Below are 17,578 nucleotides of genomic sequence, written 5' to 3' on the forward strand. Positions count from 1 at the left end.
GTCGTGGAGTCGGCGGCGACGGTGAGTTCGCCGTCCTCGAAGCGTTCTGGGCGGGTGTGCTCGGCCAGTTCCGCGCCGACGATGCCGGCCCAGTTGCCGAAGACGCCGCCGACGGCGGCCCGCTGCTCCCAGCCGCGGGACGCCATCAACTCGCGGATCGCCGCGCCGAACAGTTTGGGGTCACCGCCCCGTCCGGGTTCGCGCACGCGGACGAGTCGTCCGGTCCCCTTGCGCTTGCCGTTCTGCCCGGGCAAGGTGCCGCGCTTCATCGCGTCCGCCTTCGCCTGGGCGAGGGCCTCCCGGGCCAGTTCGATGCCCGACTTGGGCGGTGGGCCGTCGGTGCCCGGCGGGTTGGATTCGGGGGACTCGGGGGAGTTGTGCACATCCTGTGGATCGTCGTTCACGCGCTCGCCCTTTCCCGGTCAGTCGCGGACGATCTGGCCGTCGGAGACGGTATACGAAGCCCCTGTCAGTTCGGCCGGGACGTCAGCGGGGACGGCGGCCGTGATGAGGACCTGCTCGGCCGCCGCGACCGTCTCCGCCAGCCTGCTGCGACGGCCCGTGTCGAGCTCGGCGAACACGTCGTCCAGGATCAGCACCGGGTCGTCGCCGTCCGCCCGTAGCAGGTCGAACGCGGCCAGCCGCAGGCCGAGCGCGAACGACCACGACTCGCCGTGGCTGGCGTAGCCGCGCGCCGGAAACTCCCCCAGCCGCAGGACTAGCTCGTCCCGATGCGGCCCGACGAGGCTCACCCCCCGGTCCAGCTCCTGTTTGCGCGACTCGCCGAGGGCCGCCAGCAGTTGGTCGGCGAGTTTTCCACGGTCTGTGGACAACTCGCCGTCCCCCAGCGAACTCTTGTAGTGCAGATCGGCCGCGTCGCCGCCGGGAGCGAGGGTCGCATAGGCGCGGACGGCGAGGGGACGGAGCGCCTCTACGAGCTCCAGCCGTGCTGCCAGGAGCTCGGACCCGGTGCGGGCGAGGTGCGAGTCCCAGACGTCGAGTGTCGCGAGTACTTCCGGGCCTGGTGAGCGCCGGTGGGCGGCGGCCGACTTCAGCAGGGCGTTGCGTTGTTTGAGGACGCGGTCGTAGTCGGAACGGACACCCGCGAACCGGGGAGCCCGGGCGGTCAGCAGCTCGTCCATGAAGCGGCGCCGCTCCCCCGGGTCGCCCTTCACGAGCGAGAGGTCTTCTGGGGCGAAGAGCACCGTCCGGAGCATCCCCAGGATCTCGCGGGGCCTGGGGACGGGGGACCGGTTGAGCCGTGCCCGGTTCGCCTTCCCGGGGTTGATCTCGAGTTCGATCAGCGCCTTGCGGTCGTCCTTCACCAGGCCCGCCCGCACGATCGCGCGCGGCGCGCCGTGCCGGACGAGCGGCGCGTCCGTCGCGGCCCGGTGGCTGCCGTGCGAGGCGACGTAACCGATGGCCTCGACCAGGTTCGTCTTGCCTTGCCCGTTCGGGCCCACGAACGCCGTGACCCCCGGTTCGAGCGCGACCTCGGCGGCCGGATACGAACGGAAGTCCTGCAGGGAGAGGTGGGCGACGTGCACGAGACACGAGCGTAGAGCCTCCGTCGTTGCCTTGAGCACGCCCCTGCCGCCCATCCGCGGTAGCCGCGTCCACAGGCGTCGGAGCGTGGTGTGGGTGGTGGGAGGTGCCGGTCTGCGTTCTGGCGGGGTCGGCATCGCGCACCTCCTTCGGGACGTCGCGGGGACATGCGAGCGCCCCGCAGGTTCGTCGTCTGCGGGGCGTTCTCGGCCCCCGCGGCCGACTCAGTTCAGGGTCGGGCATCGCGGGGGGAGCGCGGAACCGAAAGCGAAACTGTGGATAACTCTCCGGGCTCAGACGGGCGGGGGAGTCACGTCGGCGCCGGGGGAGTCGCCGGCGGTGGCGGACTCGACGGTGTGGCCGCCGAACTGGTTGCGGAGGGCGGCGACGACGCGCATGGCGGGCGAGTCCTCCTGGCGGGAGGCGAAGCGGGCGAAGAGGGCGGCGCTGATCGCGGGGAGCGGGACGGCGTGGTCGACGGCGGCCTGGACCGTCCAGCGGCCCTCTCCGGAGTCGTTGGCGTAGCCGCGCAGGTCGTCCAGTTCCGGATCGTCGGCGAGGGCCCTGTTCAGCAGGTCCAGCAGCCAGGACCGGATGACCGTGCCCTCCTGCCAGCTCAGGAACGTCTCCGGCACCTTGGTCACGAGGTCGCTGGCCTCGATGAGCTCGTAGCCTTCACCGAAGGCCTGCATCATGGCGTACTCGATGCCGTTGTGGACCATCTTCACGAAGTGCCCTGCACCGACCTTGCCGGAGTGGACGAACCCGTACTCGCCCTCTGGCTTGAGCGTCTCGAAGATGGGCATCAGGCGCTTCACGTTGTCGTCGTCGCCGCCGACCATCAGCGCGTAGCCGTTCTCCAGGCCCCACACGCCGCCGCTCACACCGCAGTCGACGAAGCCGATGCCCGCCGCGGCGAGCTGCTCAGCGTGCTTCTGGTCGTCCACATAGTGTGAATTACCGCCGTCGATGACGACGTCTCCGGCCTGGAGGACCTCCCCCAGCTTGTGGATGGTGTCCTCCGTGGGCTTGCCCGCGGGCACCATCACCCACACGGCGCGCGGCGGGGACAGCCGTTCGACCAGTTCCTCGACCGAGCCGACGTCGCTGAGGTTCGAATCGCGGTCATAGCCGACGACCGTGTGACCGCCCCGGCGCAGCCGCTCGGCCATGTTGCCGCCCATCTTGCCGAGGCCGATGATCCCAAGCTCCATGAAAACTCCCCTGTGCGTAGCTGTCCGTGATGTGCCCTGGGGCGAGCCTTTCATCCGGTTTGACCGCCCATGTGGACGAAAGGCCCACCGGCCTCACCCGGACAGCCGGACGGGCATGATCAGGTAGCGGTAGTTCGGGTTCTCGCCGTCCTGCGGAGGCTTGCCGGTGAGGACGGCCGGCTTCGTCGGGGTGGTGAAGGACAGCCGCGCGACGTCGGAGCCGATCGCGGAGAGCCCGTCGAGGAGGAACGCGGGGTTGAAGGCGATGTCGATGTCCTCGCCCTCCAGGGACGCCTCCAGGGCCTCCACGGCCTGCGCCTCGTCCCCGGTCCCCGCCTCCAGGACGACCTCGCCCTGGCTGAACGAGAGCCGTACGGGGGTGTTGCGCTCGGCGACGAGGGAGACGCGCTTGACGGCCTCGATGAACTGGGCCGTCTGGATCTCGGCGAGGCCCGCGTACTCGCTCGGCAGCAGCGACCGGTACTTGACGAAGTCGCCGTCGAGGAGGCGGGACGTCGTCCGGCGGCCGCCGCCCTCGAAGCCGATCATGCCTTCGCCGGTGCCGCCCGTCCCGCCGAGCGCGATCGAGACCTCGGCGCCCGCCGTCAGCGACTTGGCGGTGTCGGCGAGCGTCCTAGCCGGGACGAGCGCGACGGCGGAGAAGTCCGGGCGCTCCGGCTTCCAGTGCAGCTCGCGGACGGCCAGGCGGTAGCGGTCCGTGGACGCGAGCGTGACGGTCTCGCCCTCGATTTCCACACGGACGCCGGTCAGCATGGGGATCGTGTCGTCCTTGCCTGCGGCGATCGCCACCTGCCCGACGGCCGCGGCGAACTCGTCGCTGCCCACGGACCCGGCGGCCGGAGGCATCTCCGGGAGGGTGGGGTAGTCCTCCACAGGCATGGTGAGAAGTGTGAACTTCGCGCTGCCACAGCGGAGCATCACCTTCGCGCCGTCCGTCGTCACCTCCACAGGGTGGGGAGGAAGGCTGCGCGAGATTTCTGCGAGGAGCCGTCCGGATACCAGGGCGGTGCCCGCCTCCTCCACATCGATGTCCGTGGAGACCTGGGCGGAGACCTCGTAGTCGAACGCGGACAGCTTCAGCCGGTCGCTGTTCTCCTCGCCTCCGGCGACGATGTGCATGCCCGCGAGGACCGGCACGGGCGGCCGGACGGGGAGCGTACGCGCGGTCCAGGCGACGGCGTCGGCCAGGGCGTCTCTGTCGATGCGGAACTTCAAGTGGACCCGCCTCCTGCAGGTGTCGGACAAGGGTGAGGTGATCCTGGCACGGCCGGGGCGCTCGGGTCGGGTTGTCCCCAGGCCCTGACTTGAGATGGATCTTTTCTTGAGTAGAGAAGTAGTGCAGTACCAGTAATAGGGGCCGTGGATAGTGTGGACAGACGCCGTCTTCCCAGGTGAGAGCGCGTTTCTCTGTCCACCGGTGCTGTGCATGGGGAGTGGACGGCGCGGCGGCGCCTGGGGACGGCGAAATCGTCCCCACACGTCATCCTCATGTCATCCCCCGGTTTTCCACGAGTTCTCCACGGGTATGCCGTGGGTTTCGGCGCCCTGTGTACACCGGACGGGTGATCGCCGGGTTGGCCCACAAGCCCGTCCCCAGCCTCTCCCCAGCTCCTCCCCAAGTCGTCCACGGGTTTTCCCCAGGACGAGGTGGGCCGGTGCGTCGCGGATCCACATCCGTCCACCCTTCATCCTCAGGTTCTCCAACGGTTGCCCACCGGGTTATCCACGAAAATCCCCAGAGTTTTCCACAACTTGTGAGTAGCGACTCCGGTTCTCGGGCGAGACGTGCCTTTCGTCGCTTCCATCCGGTAGGCGGGGTGTGGACGGGGCGGGCGCGGCCCGTCCACAAGGGGCGCGCAGGTCTGTCCACAGTGTGCACAAGGCGCCGTTCAGCGCTTGCGGGCCTGGTGCTTGATGCGCCCGGTCAGCTCCGTGACCTGGTTGTAGATGGCGCGTCGCTCGGCCATCAGCGACCGGATCTTGCGTTCGGCGTGCATGACCGTGGTGTGGTCGCGCCCGCCGAACTGCTGGCCGATCTTGGGCAGGGACAGCTCCGTCAGCTCCCGGCACAGGTACATCGCGATCTGCCGAGCCGTGACGAGCATCCGGGAGCGGGACGGGCCGCACAGGTCCTCGATCGTCGTCCCGAAGTACTCCACCGTCTGCGCCATGATCATCGCGGCGGTGATCTCCGGGCCGGAGTCGTTCGGGATGAGGTCCTTCAGGACGATCTCGGCGAGCTTCATGTCCACCGACTGCCGGTTCAGGCTCGCGAACGCCGTCACCCGGATCAGCGCGCCCTCCAGCTCGCGGATGTTCGTCGCGATCTGCGAGGCGATGAACTCCAGCACGTCCGGCGGCGCGGCGAGCCCCTCCTGGCGCGCCTTCTTCTGCAGGATCGCGATGCGCGTCTCCAGCTCGGGCGGCTGGACGTCGGTCGTCAGCCCCCACTCGAACCGGTTGCGCAGCCGGTCCTCCAGCGTGACCAGTTCCTTGGGCGGACGGTCGCTGGAGATGACGATCTGCTTGCTGGCGTTGTGGAGCGTGTTGAACGTGTGGAAGAACTCCTCCTGCGTCTGCTCCTTGCCCTCAAGGAACTGGATGTCGTCGACGAGGAGGATGTCGACGTCCCGGTAGCGGCGCCGGAACCCGTCGGCCTTTCCGTCGCGGATCGAGTTGATGAAGTCGTTCGTGAACTCTTCAGAACTCACGTACCGGACGCGCGCGCCATTGAAGAGGCTCTGCGCGTAATGCCCGATCGCATGGAGAAGGTGCGTCTTGCCCAGGCCGGAGTCGCCGTAGACGAAAAGCGGGTTGTACGCCTTGGCGGGCTGCTCGGCGACCGCGACGGCGGCCGCATGGGCGAACCTGTTGGACGAGCCGATGACGAACGTCTCGAACGTGTACTTGGGGTTCAGGCGGGCGTGCTCGGACGCACCAGACCCTGCGGTGCTTGCGGGCGCCGGCCCGCCGCCACCGGGGCCGGCGCCAGGCGCGGGGCCAGGGCCGGGGTTGGGGCCGCCTGGGCCTGTGGGGCCGCGAGCGTCTGGGGCATCCTCGTCGCGGAACGGGCTCTCGCGGTAAGGCTCCTCGCCGCGATACTGCTCACCGCCACCTCCGTACTGCTCGGTGGCTGCGCCTCCGCTGTACTGGTCGCCGCTCGTGGGTGCGCCGCCATACTGCTCGGCACCTCCGCCAACGCCGTATTGGTCGCCACCACCACCGCCGTACTGGTCGGTGCCGGTGGTGCCGTACTGCTCCGGCCCTCCGTACGGCTGTTCACCGCCGGCGAACGATGGGTCTCCGCCCTGGAAGGTGTTCTCCGGGTGCCCCAGCGATGGCTCGTTCCCGCCGTGCTGCGATTCGCGCCCCTGCTGCTCTGCACGGCCGCCGCCGCCCGAACGCAGTGGGCCGAGTGTGCGGTCGTTCAGATGCGAGTGCGAGGGGCGTCCAGGGGGCTCCCCACTGAAACCCTCCGGCGCACCATGCCCGGGGTAACCCTGCGTACCGCGTCCATCGAACGGGCCTGGGCCGCGTCCACCCGGACCTGGACCAGGCCCCGGACCCGCCCCGGCCGGTCCGTAACCGGGCGAACGGGGAGCGGGCGGATAGTTTCCCCGCTCGTCGTCCGCAGCCTGTGGATAACCTCCGGGGCCGGTGGGGTTGTGGGTAACTCCCGACTGCGGCCGGTACCCCGGCTCGCCTCCGTACGGCTGCTCCGAGTAGGGGCGATCTGACGATTCGCCATAGGGCTGGCCCGTATGCGGACGCTCTCGCTCCCTTTCACGCTCGCGATCCCTGTCGCGTTCGTCGTGGGGACGGTCCGAGTAGGAGTCGCCATAGGGAAGGCCGGAGTCGTGCATGCCGGGCCCTGCTCCCGGCGCGGGGATCGGTGCGCCCAGCGGCTCACCGCCCCCTGGCCTGGACGACGCGCCAGGACCGGGGCCTGGGCCGCCACCTGGCATCGCGGGCGGCTCCGGCTGGACGGTCACCGCGACCCGGATTTCCCTGCCCAGCTCATGTGAAAGGGCCTGCGTGATGAGGTTGCGTAGGCGCGTCTCCAGCGCGTCCTTGGCGAACTCGTTCGGCGCGGCCAGCAGCGCCGTCCCCTCCACCAGCGCTAGGGGTCGGACCATCGGGAGCCAAGCGCGGTAGCTAGGAGACAGATCACTCTCGGACAGTGCGGTGAGGGTGCGGGCCCAGACTGATCCGAGATCCTGGCCGTCCATGCGCAAGGTCCCCTCCCCCTCCGTCCGACGGAGTACCTGACTGCCCCGGCTGTCCCACGGGACGCGATCGGCCCCACAGGGCACGGCCACGACGCGGAAGACTTACTCTCTCACGAGTTGTCCACAGAGTTGTCCACATGCTGTGCATAGGCATGGGGCACCCTGTGTAAAACCCATGACGCGGGTTCCTGCGAGCGAGGTCGGGGAGCCTCCGGCCTGCACGCGGGCCGGTCCGGGTGTGGTTCTCGAACGGGGGTATGAGGGGCAGAACACCGACATGGTTCGTCGAATTCATCGAAGTCGAAAGAGCGTCGGTTCGCCCGGACGACCTTAACCGCTGTGGCCCACACCCGCAACACGGTCGGTCCGGCAACATGGGCCGTCCCCTCTGTCACCAGGGCCCGTCTCACCGTCCGCCCGCACACGGCCCCACCCACGGCCTCTTGGCGGTGGGCATCGCCTGCTCAGTGAGGGCATCGTCGCTCCGTTTGACCGGGTGCGCTGGAGCCCGTAACGTGCTGAGGTCGAGTCGCATCGACGGAGATGACGCGTGCCCGCCGGCAGCCCCTCCAGGCAGGCTCGGTTGGGCCCCCGCTGCGGGGGACCGGACGCGCCCCTCGATGCGAGTTGCCGAGCCGTTGCAGACGAACCGACCGCAGCACTGGAGCCTCAAGTGAGCAAGCGTACTTTCCAGCCGAACAACCGTCGTCGCCACAAGAAGCACGGCTTCCGGCTGCGCATGCGCACGCGCGCGGGCCGCGCGATCCTGTCCAGCCGGCGCGGCAAGGGCCGCTCACGCATCGCGGTCTGATCCACCGCTCACTGTGCTGCCGTCCGGAAACCGGATGCGGCGGCGGGACGACTTCACGTTGGCCGTCCGGCGCGGTCGCCGCGCCGGACGGCCAACTGTCGTGGTTCACCTGCTTCACCCGGACGAGCCATCCGACCAGGACACGGGCAGGGGCGCCGCTCCGCCGCTGGTCGGGTTCATCGTGGCGCGCACCGTGGGGAACGCGGTCGTCCGCAACACCGCGCGACGCCGCCTCCGCCATCTGATGCGCCCGCACCTGGACCGGCTCCCAGCGGGTAGCCTGCTCGTAGTGCGCGCCAACCCCTCGGCGGGGACGGCGCGTCCTGACGAACTGGCCGCAGATCTGGAGTCGGCGCTCGACCGGCTGCTGCGGCCCGCGTCCAAGGGGCGGAGATGAGGAGTCAGCAGGGGATGGCCATTCCCCCGCATCACCCGGTGGGGTCCCCGGGCCCCGTCGCGGGGCTGCTGATCCTTCTCGTCCGCGCCTACCGCCGCTTCTTGAGTCCCCTGCTCGGGCAGCAGTGCCGCTTCCACCCCAGCTGCAGCGCGTACGGCCTGGAGGCGCTTCAGGTGCACGGGGCGCTGCGCGGCACGTGGCTCACGGTCCGCCGGATTGCGCGGTGCCAGCCCTTCCACCCCGGCGGTTACGACCCGGTGCCGCCGAAGAAGCCGTCCGAGACGCGCTTCTCCGGGGGAGCTGGGGGGACGTCCCGGACGTCCGCCCAGGAGCGATCCATGGCGGCTTCCCCGAACTCCGGCCGCGAGGAGAGCGGCCCCGCCCTAGCAGAGCCCAAGGAGCAGCCCGGTGCTTGACTGGTTGTACGAGATCGTCGCTCAGCTCATCGTGTGGATTCACACGGGGCTGAGCACTGTCGTCCCCAAGGACAGTGGATGGGCCTGGGGCGGCTCGATCATCCTCCTCACCGTCCTGCTGCGCGTGATCCTCGTCCCCTTGTTCGTGAAGCAGATCCACGCTTCGCGGAAGATGCAGGAACTGAACCCCAAGGTTCAAGCGCTGCGCAAGAAATACAAGAACGACAAGCAGCGCCTCAACCAGGAGGTCATGAAGCTCTACCAGGAGAACGGCGCCAACCCGCTGTCGGGCTGCCTCCCCCTCCTGGTGCAGATGCCGATCTTCATCGGCCTCTTCCAGACGCTGAAGAAGGTCTCGGACGCCAAGCCCGGCGAGAGCGTCTTCTCCATGTCGGCCGACCTGGTGGCGAGCGCTCAGCACGCCAGCATCTTCGGCGCCCACATCCCGGACACCTTCCTCAACGCCTGGGGCTCGGACCCCAAGAGCTGGACCGCCATCGTCGTCACCGGCATCGCCGTGGTGATCAGCTCCTGCACGACGTTCTTCACCGTCCGGGCGAGCATGAAGCGCCAGCCCGTCACCGACGAGGCCAACCCGATGATGCAGGCGCAGAAGATGATGGTCTTCCTCGCGCCGCTGTTCGGACTCTTCGGGCTCGGGTTCCCGCTCGGTGTCCTCATGTACTGGGTCACGTCCAACAGCTGGACGCTGGCGCAGCAGCACTACATCTACAAGAAGTACCCGCCGCCCGGTAAGGACGGCGAGCCCGAGACGACCACCACCGGCAAGTCCGGCAGTGCCAAGACGGGTACGAAGACCGGCGCGAAGGCCGGTGCCAAGGCGGGCGCGAAAACCGGTGCGAAGGCTGCCGGCTCGAAGAACGGGCAGTCGTCGTCCAGCACGAAAGCCAAGCTGAGGAAGGACGCGGAGCCGGACTCGGATGTGGACGACAAGCCAAAGGTCGTCCGCAACCAGCCGACCCGCAAGTCGCGCAGCAAGCGCAGTGGCACCCAGAAGCGCTAGTTTGAACCCCGAGCACGTGCCGGAGAAGGAGACCCCGTTGAGCCAGACCGACACCACCGAGGTCGACGTCCAGGCGCTCGAGCAAGAAGGCGAGATCGCCGCCGACTACATCGAGGGCCTGCTGGACATCGGTGACTACGACGGCGACATCGACATGGACGTCGAAGGCGAGCGCGCGATCGTCGCCGTCGTCGGCGGTTCCCTGGACGAGCTGGTCGGCAAACGCGGCGAGGTCCTGGAGGCGCTGCAGGAGCTGACCCGCCTGGCCGTCCACCGCCAGACGGGCAACCGCACCCGGCTCATGCTCGACATCGGCGGCTACCGCGAACGCCGCCGCGCCGAACTGACCAAGCTCGGCACCGATGTCGCGGACGAGGTCAAGCAGGCGGGCGAGCCGAAGCCGCTTGCCCCGATGACCCCGTTCGAGCGCAAGATCGTCCACGACGCGGTCGCCGCCGCGGGCCTGCGCAGCGAATCCGAGGGCGAGGAACCCGACCGCTACGTCGTCGTCTACCCCGCCTGACGACGACCAGCGCCAGGTACCCCGCTCGCCGCGCTACGCCGCCCGCTCCCGGACCGCCTTCAACCACGGACCCGGATTCACTCGCATGAGCGGCCCGTCCCGCGGCGAACGACCCAAGAACGAACAGCTCACCATCTGCACGGCCCTGGTGCCCACCGCACCGGGGCCGTTCGCATGTTGGGACCTGGAGAGCGTGCCTCGGTAAGCCTGTGCTGTGCGCGGACGACCGGCTCACGGTTTGGCAGTGTGGATGTTGGCCTCCTCTGGCAATGAGGTCGGGTGACCCGCCGCGTCGCCAGGTCAGGGCGCGTGGCTCGACCTGGCTCCGGCGTCCCGGAGGGGGCGGGTCTGCTTACCGTCATCGTGGAGCTTCGCGCGGCCGCGAGAAGGCGGAATGGCGGACTGTGGATAACTCCCGGAAACGAGAGGACCTCGCGCCCTGGTCGGCGCGAGGTCCTCAGATGCCCGGCGTGTCACCGCCGCCCTAGCACACCGGGCGAGACCGGACCGTCCGGATCAGCGGGTCGTCCGGCGCCATCTGCGCCGCCGCGGGACGGGCCGCGCGGTCGAATCGATGACGGACGGAACGTTCTCCTGAGCTGGATCCTGCGCATGCGAGGGGTCCTGGGCGAACGACGGATCCTGGGCGACGTGACCACGCGGGGCGCCCTCATCCGCCCGATGTTCGATCACACGTTCGACTCGCTCGCCCGGACGGCCGACGGGCGCGGGGTCCTCGATGATGTGCTCCTCGCGGACCACCGTGCCCGGCTCGTCCCCATAGGCGGGATCCGCACCGACGACGCGGCCGGCATGGCGGCGTGGCCGGGTGTACTTCATGGTGAAGCCCATGCTGATCAGCCCCACCAGAATGAGGATCCAGCCGACCAGGTGAATGTCAATGCCGCTGAGATCGACGCGGAGGGCGAACGCGAGGATCGCGCCCATGGCGATGAATGCGAGACTGACTCCGATTCCCATGTGTCGGGGCTCCCTTCCGAGGGACATCGGGCGACAAAGCAAGCCCCTACCCCACCAGCCCGAGATATGCAGCGGGTCATGTGCTTCTCGCCTTAACGCAAGGGTCGTCCAACCCTCCGGTCTCCGAACTCTTGGCAGAGACATTGGGCCGGACGTTTGCGCCGGACGGGATGAAAAAGGGCACCTTGCTGGACCTGCAGTGCGTGCGCGGAGGCGAGGAACTGCCTCGGACGACCTCCAGGTTGACCCGGGCCTGGATGCCCTGGAGCCGCGCCCCCCAGGCGACGAGCTCGGGCGGCGGTCGCTCAATATGCCGAATCCTGGACGCGGCAGTCACCTTCTGCGCCGTGGCATGTCACGGGCTGCTGCGTAGTGCCGGGCCTGCTCTGATCACGTGGATAGCCTGGGACCGATGCTGCGCCGGGTGTGCCGTTGCGCTGGTTGTGCGGGAGTGCCTGTTGGTGTTGGTGTTGGTGTTGGGCGGGGCGTTTTGCTGGCCGTTCGCGGGGGCTGCCGTGTGCCGGAGCGTTGCGACAGGGGTGAGCCGGTTGTGTGGGATGGCGGGCGGGGCAACTGGAAAGGCGCGTCCCGCTCGCCGGGTGGGTCCGCGGCTTTTGTGGCACGAGGGACGCCATGCGACGCAGATGCCTGGTGCCTGGGCCCCGTCATGATCCCGCTGTACGGGGTGTGCGCGGGTGTTTCGATGCTGCTGCGCGGACTGGGCGTCCTACAACCCCTTCGAACGTTGCGTCAGGGCACACATTGTGAGGTGTTGCGTGGGGTGATGGAGCCGGCAGGTGGGTGTCGCGCGGGAGTGTCGGGTTGAGGGTCGGGTTGAGGTGTTGCGCCAGGACGTTGCGGTGCACGGCTTCGTTGGTTTTTGTGGAACGATTCGTCTGGTGGGGATTGGACGTGAGGTCGTCTTCGGTGACGCGCTACCTGTCGCGGAGCGTTATGCGGCGTTCCTCGAAACGGCCGGGGTCGAGCGCGGGCTCATCGGTCCGCGTGAGGTCGATCGTCTCTGGGAACGCCACCTGATCAACTGCGCGGTGGTGTCGGAGGTGATTCCGGCGGACGCGCAGGTCGTGGACGTCGGATCCGGGGCGGGCCTGCCGGGCGTCGTGCTGGCGATCGTCCGGCCCGATCTGCGGATCATCCTGTTGGAGCCGTTGCTGCGACGCACCACGTTCCTGGACGAATGCGTCGAGATGCTCGACCTGCACAACGTCGAGGTGCGGCGCGGGCGGGCCGAGGACATGGCCGGGGAGATCGCGGTCGACGTGGCCACGGCACGTGCCGTCGCACCGCTCAAGCGCCTCGTGACCTGGGCGCTTCCGTTGCTGCGTCCGGGCGGCGAGCTGCTCGCGCTCAAGGGCGAACGGGCCGCGGCCGAGCTGGACGAAGCGGAGGTTGTCCTGAAGCGGCTCGGCGCGCGGAGCACGGAACTGCTTCAAGTCGGGCGCGGTATGGTCGATTCTCCGACAACACTCGTCCGCGTGGTCGCAGGCCGGGGCGAGGCCGTCGGGCGACGACAGCGCGCACCCCGGCGTGCTAAAGGGTCGAGGAAGAGGTCTTCATGAGCACGGGACCAGGACTTGGCAGGCCTGACCGCGCCGACGAATCCCCCGACGAACAGCCGTCCGGCCTGGGCGGACCCGGTGAGGAGGCCGCTCGCGCCGCGGCCACCGCCGGGACGTGGGGGGAGGCGGACCCGGGCAGCGCGCCGGGGACCGCGCCCTCCGGACACGCAATGTGGGGTACCACGACGTCCGGAACCGCGGAGAACGTCGGCTATGTACCGACGAACGCCGGTGCGCAGCCGGCGGGTCCGCGCAAGGGACCAACTCAGGGGGAGTCAGAACTCGTGCGCGAGGCGCTCAAGGACGCCAAGGTTTCACATGAAACAACGGCCACCGCGGTCAAGCCGCTGCCGGGCCGCCGGGGCAAGGAGTGGCCGCGGCCGGACAGATGCCGCATCATCACCATCGCCAACCAGAAGGGCGGCGTGGGCAAGACCACCAGCTCGGTGAACCTCGCCGCGTCCCTCGCCATGCACGGCGCCCAGGTCCTCGTGGTCGACCTCGACCCCCAGGGCAACGCCTCCACCGCCCTCGGCGTCGAGCACCACGCGGAGGTGCCGTCGATCTACGACGTGCTGATCGAGGACATGGCGCTCGAGGACATCGTCGTCCCGGCCCCCGAGATCCCCAACCTGTACTGCGCGCCCGCGACGCTCAACCTCGCCGGTGCCGAGATCGAACTCGTGTCCAAGGTGGCGCGCGAGTCGCGGCTGCGGCGGGCGCTGGACGCCTACGACACCGACAAGTTCGACTATGTGCTGATCGACTGTCCGCCGTCCCTTGGGCTGCTCACGGTGAACGCCCTCGTCGGCGGGGACGAGCTGCTCATCCCCATCCAATGCGAGTACTACGCGCTGGAGGGACTCGGGCAGCTGATCAGGACCGTCGACCTCGTCAAGGCGCACCTCAACCAGAAATTGAAGGTGTCCACGATCCTGCTCACGATGTACGACGCCCGGACGCGGCTCGCCGCGCAGGTGGCCGAGGACGTCCGCAACCACTTCGGCGACGTCGTCCTCAACACCGTCATCCCCCGCAGCGTCCGGGTCTCCGAGGCCCCGAGTTACGGGCAGTCCGTCATGACCTACGACCCCGGTTCGAGCGGCGCGCTCGCCTACAGCGAGGCCGCCTCCGAAATGGCCCATGGAGGAGCCGTCCAGTGAGCCAGCAGCGACGCGGCCTCGGCAAGGGACTCGGCGCCCTCATCCCCACCGCCCCGCCTCCGCCGACGTCCACCGAACCGGGCAGCGCGGGCGAGCCGGGGTTCCCCGGCGGGCCCGGAGCGTCCGCCGGGACGGCCGGTCCGTTCGGGACGGCGGGCCCGAACGGCACCGCCGCGTCCGGCCCCGCTCTGGAGCCGGTCGCTGGCGCGCATTTCGCCGAGCTTCCTGTCCGCTCCATCACCGCCAACCCGCGCCAGCCGCGCGACCATTTCGACGACGAGGCCCTGGAGGAACTGGCCGAGTCGATCCGCATCGTCGGACTCCTGCAGCCGATCGTGGTGCGCAAGGCGACGGTGGGCGAGCACGACTACGAGCTGATCATGGGCGAGCGCCGGCTGCGGGCGTCCAAACTCGCCGGGTTGGACGTCATCCCGGCGATCGTCCGCGACACCGGCGACAACGATCTGCTCCGTGACGCCCTCATGGAGAACCTCCACCGCCAGCAGCTCAACCCGCTGGAGGAGGCGGCCGCGTACCAGCAGCTGCTGCAGGACTTCGGCGCCACCCACGAGCAGCTCGCCGGACGGATCGGACGGTCACGTCCGCACATCACCAACACGCTCCGCCTCCTGAACCTGCCGCCGGCCGTCCAGCGCCGTGTCGCCGCCGGCGTCCTGTCGGCCGGACACGCGCGCGCCCTCCTTTCGCTCGACAGCGTCGAGGCCCAGGAGCATCTGGCGCAGCGGATTGTGCAGGAAGGCCTCTCCGTTCGCGCCCTTGAGGAACTCATCGCGCTCCGCGAGGTCGACGAGCCGAAGGCCCCGCGCCAGGGACGCCGCAACAAGCCCGTCGCCCCTGGGCTCAAGGAGCTGGCCGACCGGCTCTCCGACCGCTACGAGACCAAGGTCCGCGTCGACATGGGACGCAACAAGGGCAAGATCGTGGTCGAGTTCGCCACCCTGGAGGACCTGGATCGCATCATCAAGTCCATGGCCCCCGACGAGGACGGCGGTGGCGTCAGCGACGCCTGACGACCCCGCCCTCCGAGCGCCCCGGCAGCCCCAAGACAGGCTCCCCGGGGCGCTTGCCTTCCCGGAGCCGGAGCGACGATGTTTCCCGTGAAACATCGTCGTCCTGTCGGCGCTTCACGCCCGGTCGGTCATCAAGGCGTACGAAGCTCGGACGTGTGGCCCCGGTGCTAGCCAGCGGCCCGTCGACGGACCTTCATGGCGAGCCCGCACTCAGATCCACAAGGGCGAGCCCGTTGCCCCACCAAGCGGGCGGCCCGGGAGAAGCGCCGTCAGCGTGATGGCTCCCCCTGCTAGGGAGGCATCGTCCGCGCGCGGGTGTCCCGCTGCGCCCCGACATCGTCGACGCTCGCGCCGCTTCGACGGGCCTTCATGGCGGTCCCGCTCTCTGGTCCACAAGGAGTGGGCCCCCTTGCCCCACCAAGCGGGCGCTCGGGAGAAGCGCCGTCAGCGTGATGGCTCCCCCTGCTAGGGAGGCATCGTCCGCGCGCGGGTGTCCCGCTGCGCCCCGACATTGTCGACGCTCGCGCCGCTTCGACGCTCGCACAGCGCCCCCACGTGGGACGTCCGGGCGAACCTCGCGCATGCACGCGGGGCCACGGCTCAGTGGGTCGTGTGGGGTTGTTGTTGGCTGCGGTGGGCGGGCGTGTTCGGCGACGACGGGGACGCCCGGTTAGGTGGCGGGGTTGGAGCGGCGGGACTCGCGGATGGCGGACTGGTCGACCACGACCACGCCGTCGCGGGCAGCGACCCGTGCACAGGGAGCCGCCGGGCCTCGCCGGAAGCTATCCGGCTCGGTTTCACTGACCTGGGCGGCACCAGCACCAGCTACGGCAGTGGCACACCGCTCAGGGACCTGCGGGCGAGTCCCTGCCCTTTGATCCTTCGTCGTTGTTCGGCAGATCGGCGTTGTAGTGGCGAGTGCTGTTATCCGCTGTGTGGTCGAGGAACTGGGCGAGAGTCGTCGTGACGCCGTTGGCCGCGAGTTCTCGTCAGGCCGCGCGTGGAGACCGCCACGCGGGATGATTGCTCCGCTCTGAGGTCTTAGCCATGACTAATCGCCAAGGAGACGTCGGTCCCCTCTATGTCGGAGAGCAACCCCGGCGCGGCACGTCTCCCCCCGGATGCCATGTCGCACCCGGGCTTGGCAGTCCTGCAGGTGATGTTTCACGTGAAACTGTGCGCCGCCCTGAACACCTCTGCTTGGGCGAGGCGCTCCCGTGCGATGGCGATGAGATGAGTCGCTCCGTGGGCGGACTGACCTAGCAGCCCGAGCTCCACTTCCTTGGTCCTGGGGCGGCACTGGCCGTCGGTCATCGTGGGGTGGGCATAGGGCATGTGCGAGTGGGTCTCCTTGCCCTCCCCTGCGCGTGGTCGAGATTCAGGGCGAGCTCGCGGCGGCGCCGATTCCTCGGCCGATCCGGTGCCTCGCGCGGGGCATCCGCTCGTCCCGGAACCCCGTGATCATCACGTCACCAGGACGGCGGCGGTGGCGGTGGCGACCGGTCGCGGCGACCCACCGGTTGCGCCGGTCCCGGTACCAGACGTCGAAGGTGACGAGGTCCAGGTTCACCGCGTTCAGCATCAGCTCGACCGACAGCAGGTGGAGGAGTGGTGGACGAGGAGCACGGCGCTGTCTGCATTGAGCAGCGGGAGGCGCTGCATGTGAGAGCGGTGGCGGGTGCCAGCGCGTCCCGGTCAGGATGGCGAGGCCGGTTCCCCGCACTGGGGTTCTTGTGTTCGGCGACCTGGAATCGTCCGAACTCGGGGCAGCGCCCGGGCGGGCTCGCCGTCAGCGCGACCCAAGGATCTCGCGTCGTCTGCGTCCACCGCTCCGGCGGCGTGAGTGGCCGCTCGTGGTGCTTGCCCAACGTGGTTGATAGTTGGGCGTATCTCGAAGCGGGACTCAGTTACGTGCGGGTCTTCGGCTCATCCGATCGGCGGCGCACGAAGCGGGCCTGAGTCGTGTCTGTGTAGCGACTTCGCGTCCGCATACGGCGGGCGTAGGCGGGAGCCGCCAGGCGAGCACCGGGAAGGACAATTGAGATATGCGAGCGAGTCGATGGGCGTACCTTCGCTCTCGCGTGTCTTTGCCTGTCGCCGTCCGGTGCTTGGCGCAGTGGTGCGGGAGCTTCTTGGACTTTGGATCGGCGATGGATGGGGGAGCCACGGCGGCGTTGAGCGCCTAGGCGCCCCGTCAGGGTGTTGGAGGAACGCGCGCCTGGGTGACGTGTCGGGCCGTCTGTGGATGGCGCCGGATTTCGGCGACGGGCGAGTGGCGGCCGGGCACGTCGGGTTGGTGGTGTCCGGGCGCTGGGTGCCGGGGGCTTGGCGGCGACGTGTCGCGGCTGCGGATGTCGCGGACGTCGGGCAGGCGCGGGGGTCGGGCGTCGTCGCGGGGGGCGTCCTTGGTTCCAGGAAGGTGGCTGGGCCTCTCGGGCGAGGGGCGGCCTGCTGGTGGTGACGCTCGTGGTTCCCGCGTGCGGCGTGCTAGTTGATCTCGTGCTTGGAGGGATCGAGGGTCTGTGGATGGAGGTGGTGCGTCCAGGGTTGCCTGGCGTCTGGTGTCGTCTGGTGTTTGGGGCCGCTAAGCGCCGGTGGCGATGGCGGTGGCGGTGGTGTCGGACACCGGCCACTCCCTCAGAT

General features: G+C 69.3%; 15 protein-coding genes. 8 read left to right on the forward strand and 7 right to left on the reverse strand.

Translation table 11 applies throughout. The features are described from left to right. From E1264_RS25940 to dnaA, 5 genes are all read right to left on the reverse strand, one after another. On the reverse strand, nucleotides 1–404 hold a 404-nt coding region (locus tag E1264_RS25940; protein WP_243711169.1), incomplete at its 3' end, for a DciA family protein. An 18-nt stretch (nucleotides 405–422) separates the two neighbouring features. Continuing rightward, nucleotides 423–1,547, reverse strand: a complete 1,125-nt coding sequence (gene recF / locus E1264_RS25945) for a DNA replication/repair protein RecF (RefSeq protein ID WP_132177948.1) — start codon at nucleotides 1,545–1,547, stop codon at nucleotides 423–425. 291 nt (nucleotides 1,548–1,838) lie between these two features. Next, entirely contained in the window at nucleotides 1,839–2,759 is a 921-nt protein-coding gene (gene gnd, locus E1264_RS25950; protein ID WP_132177950.1) for a phosphogluconate dehydrogenase (NAD(+)-dependent, decarboxylating), read from the reverse strand. A gap of 93 nt (nucleotides 2,760–2,852) precedes the next feature. Continuing rightward, nucleotides 2,853–3,995, reverse strand: coding sequence for a DNA polymerase III subunit beta (gene dnaN, locus E1264_RS25955; RefSeq protein ID WP_132177952.1), 1,143 nt, complete (start codon nucleotides 3,993–3,995; stop codon nucleotides 2,853–2,855). A gap of 674 nt (nucleotides 3,996–4,669) precedes the next feature. Beyond that, nucleotides 4,670–7,009 (reverse strand): chromosomal replication initiator protein DnaA, encoded by a 2,340-nt coding sequence (gene dnaA, locus E1264_RS25960; protein ID WP_132177954.1) that lies wholly within the window; start codon nucleotides 7,007–7,009, stop codon nucleotides 4,670–4,672. Nucleotides 7,010–7,682: 673 nt separating this feature from the next. Between dnaA and rpmH the strand changes: the two genes are divergently transcribed. The 5 genes from rpmH to E1264_RS25985 are packed head-to-tail and all read left to right on the forward strand — an operon-like array spanning nucleotide 7,683 to nucleotide 10,180. Beyond that, nucleotides 7,683–7,820 (forward strand): 50S ribosomal protein L34, encoded by a 138-nt coding sequence (gene rpmH / locus E1264_RS25965; RefSeq protein WP_132177956.1) that lies wholly within the window; start codon nucleotides 7,683–7,685, stop codon nucleotides 7,818–7,820. A 34-nt stretch (nucleotides 7,821–7,854) separates the two neighbouring features. Beyond that, nucleotides 7,855–8,217 (forward strand): ribonuclease P protein component, encoded by a 363-nt coding sequence (rnpA, locus tag E1264_RS25970; protein WP_243711172.1) that lies wholly within the window; start codon nucleotides 7,855–7,857, stop codon nucleotides 8,215–8,217. 14 nt (nucleotides 8,218–8,231) lie between these two features. Then, nucleotides 8,232–8,633 (forward strand): membrane protein insertion efficiency factor YidD, encoded by a 402-nt coding sequence (gene yidD / locus E1264_RS25975; protein ID WP_132177968.1) that lies wholly within the window; start codon nucleotides 8,232–8,234, stop codon nucleotides 8,631–8,633. After that, the gene (gene yidC, locus E1264_RS25980) at nucleotides 8,626–9,657 is read left to right on the forward strand and encodes a membrane protein insertase YidC (protein ID WP_132177960.1); all 1,032 of its coding nucleotides are present in this window, start codon (nucleotides 8,626–8,628) and stop codon (nucleotides 9,655–9,657) included. Before yidD ends, yidC begins: the two co-directional genes overlap by 8 nt. A 37-nt stretch (nucleotides 9,658–9,694) precedes the next feature. Beyond that, on the forward strand, nucleotides 9,695–10,180 hold the full coding sequence (locus E1264_RS25985) for a R3H domain-containing nucleic acid-binding protein (RefSeq protein ID WP_067905405.1): 486 nt from the start codon (nucleotides 9,695–9,697) through the stop codon (nucleotides 10,178–10,180). Nucleotides 10,181–10,696: 516 nt separating this feature from the next. Here E1264_RS25985 and E1264_RS25990 read toward each other — a convergent pair. Next, the gene (locus tag E1264_RS25990) at nucleotides 10,697–11,305 is read right to left on the reverse strand and encodes a DUF6458 family protein (protein WP_347813423.1); all 609 of its coding nucleotides are present in this window, start codon (nucleotides 11,303–11,305) and stop codon (nucleotides 10,697–10,699) included. Between the two features lie 755 nt (nucleotides 11,306–12,060). Between E1264_RS25990 and rsmG the strand changes: the two genes are divergently transcribed. From rsmG to E1264_RS26010, 3 genes are all read left to right on the forward strand, one after another. Continuing rightward, entirely contained in the window at nucleotides 12,061–12,741 is a 681-nt protein-coding gene (gene rsmG, locus E1264_RS26000) for a 16S rRNA (guanine(527)-N(7))-methyltransferase RsmG (protein ID WP_132177970.1), read from the forward strand. Between the two features lie 347 nt (nucleotides 12,742–13,088). Next, nucleotides 13,089–13,904 carry a ParA family protein gene (locus tag E1264_RS26005; protein ID WP_132177972.1) on the forward strand — a complete coding sequence of 272 codons (816 nt, stop codon included), beginning with the start codon at nucleotides 13,089–13,091 and terminating at the stop codon, nucleotides 13,902–13,904. Further along, a complete protein-coding gene (locus E1264_RS26010; RefSeq protein ID WP_132177964.1) occupies nucleotides 13,901–14,935 on the forward strand; it encodes a ParB/RepB/Spo0J family partition protein in 1,035 nt (344 codons plus the stop codon). The genes E1264_RS26005 and E1264_RS26010 overlap by 4 nt, the downstream gene beginning before the upstream one ends. Before the next feature lie 1,378 nt (nucleotides 14,936–16,313). Here the strand turns inward: E1264_RS26010 and E1264_RS45450 are convergent. Next, a complete protein-coding gene (locus tag E1264_RS45450) occupies nucleotides 16,314–16,517 on the reverse strand; it encodes a hypothetical protein (RefSeq protein WP_243711170.1) in 204 nt (67 codons plus the stop codon). Nucleotides 16,518–17,578 lie beyond the last annotated feature (1,061 nt).

Source organism: Actinomadura sp. KC216 (assembly GCF_004348535.1).
GTDB lineage: Bacteria > Actinomycetota > Actinomycetes > Streptosporangiales > Streptosporangiaceae > Spirillospora.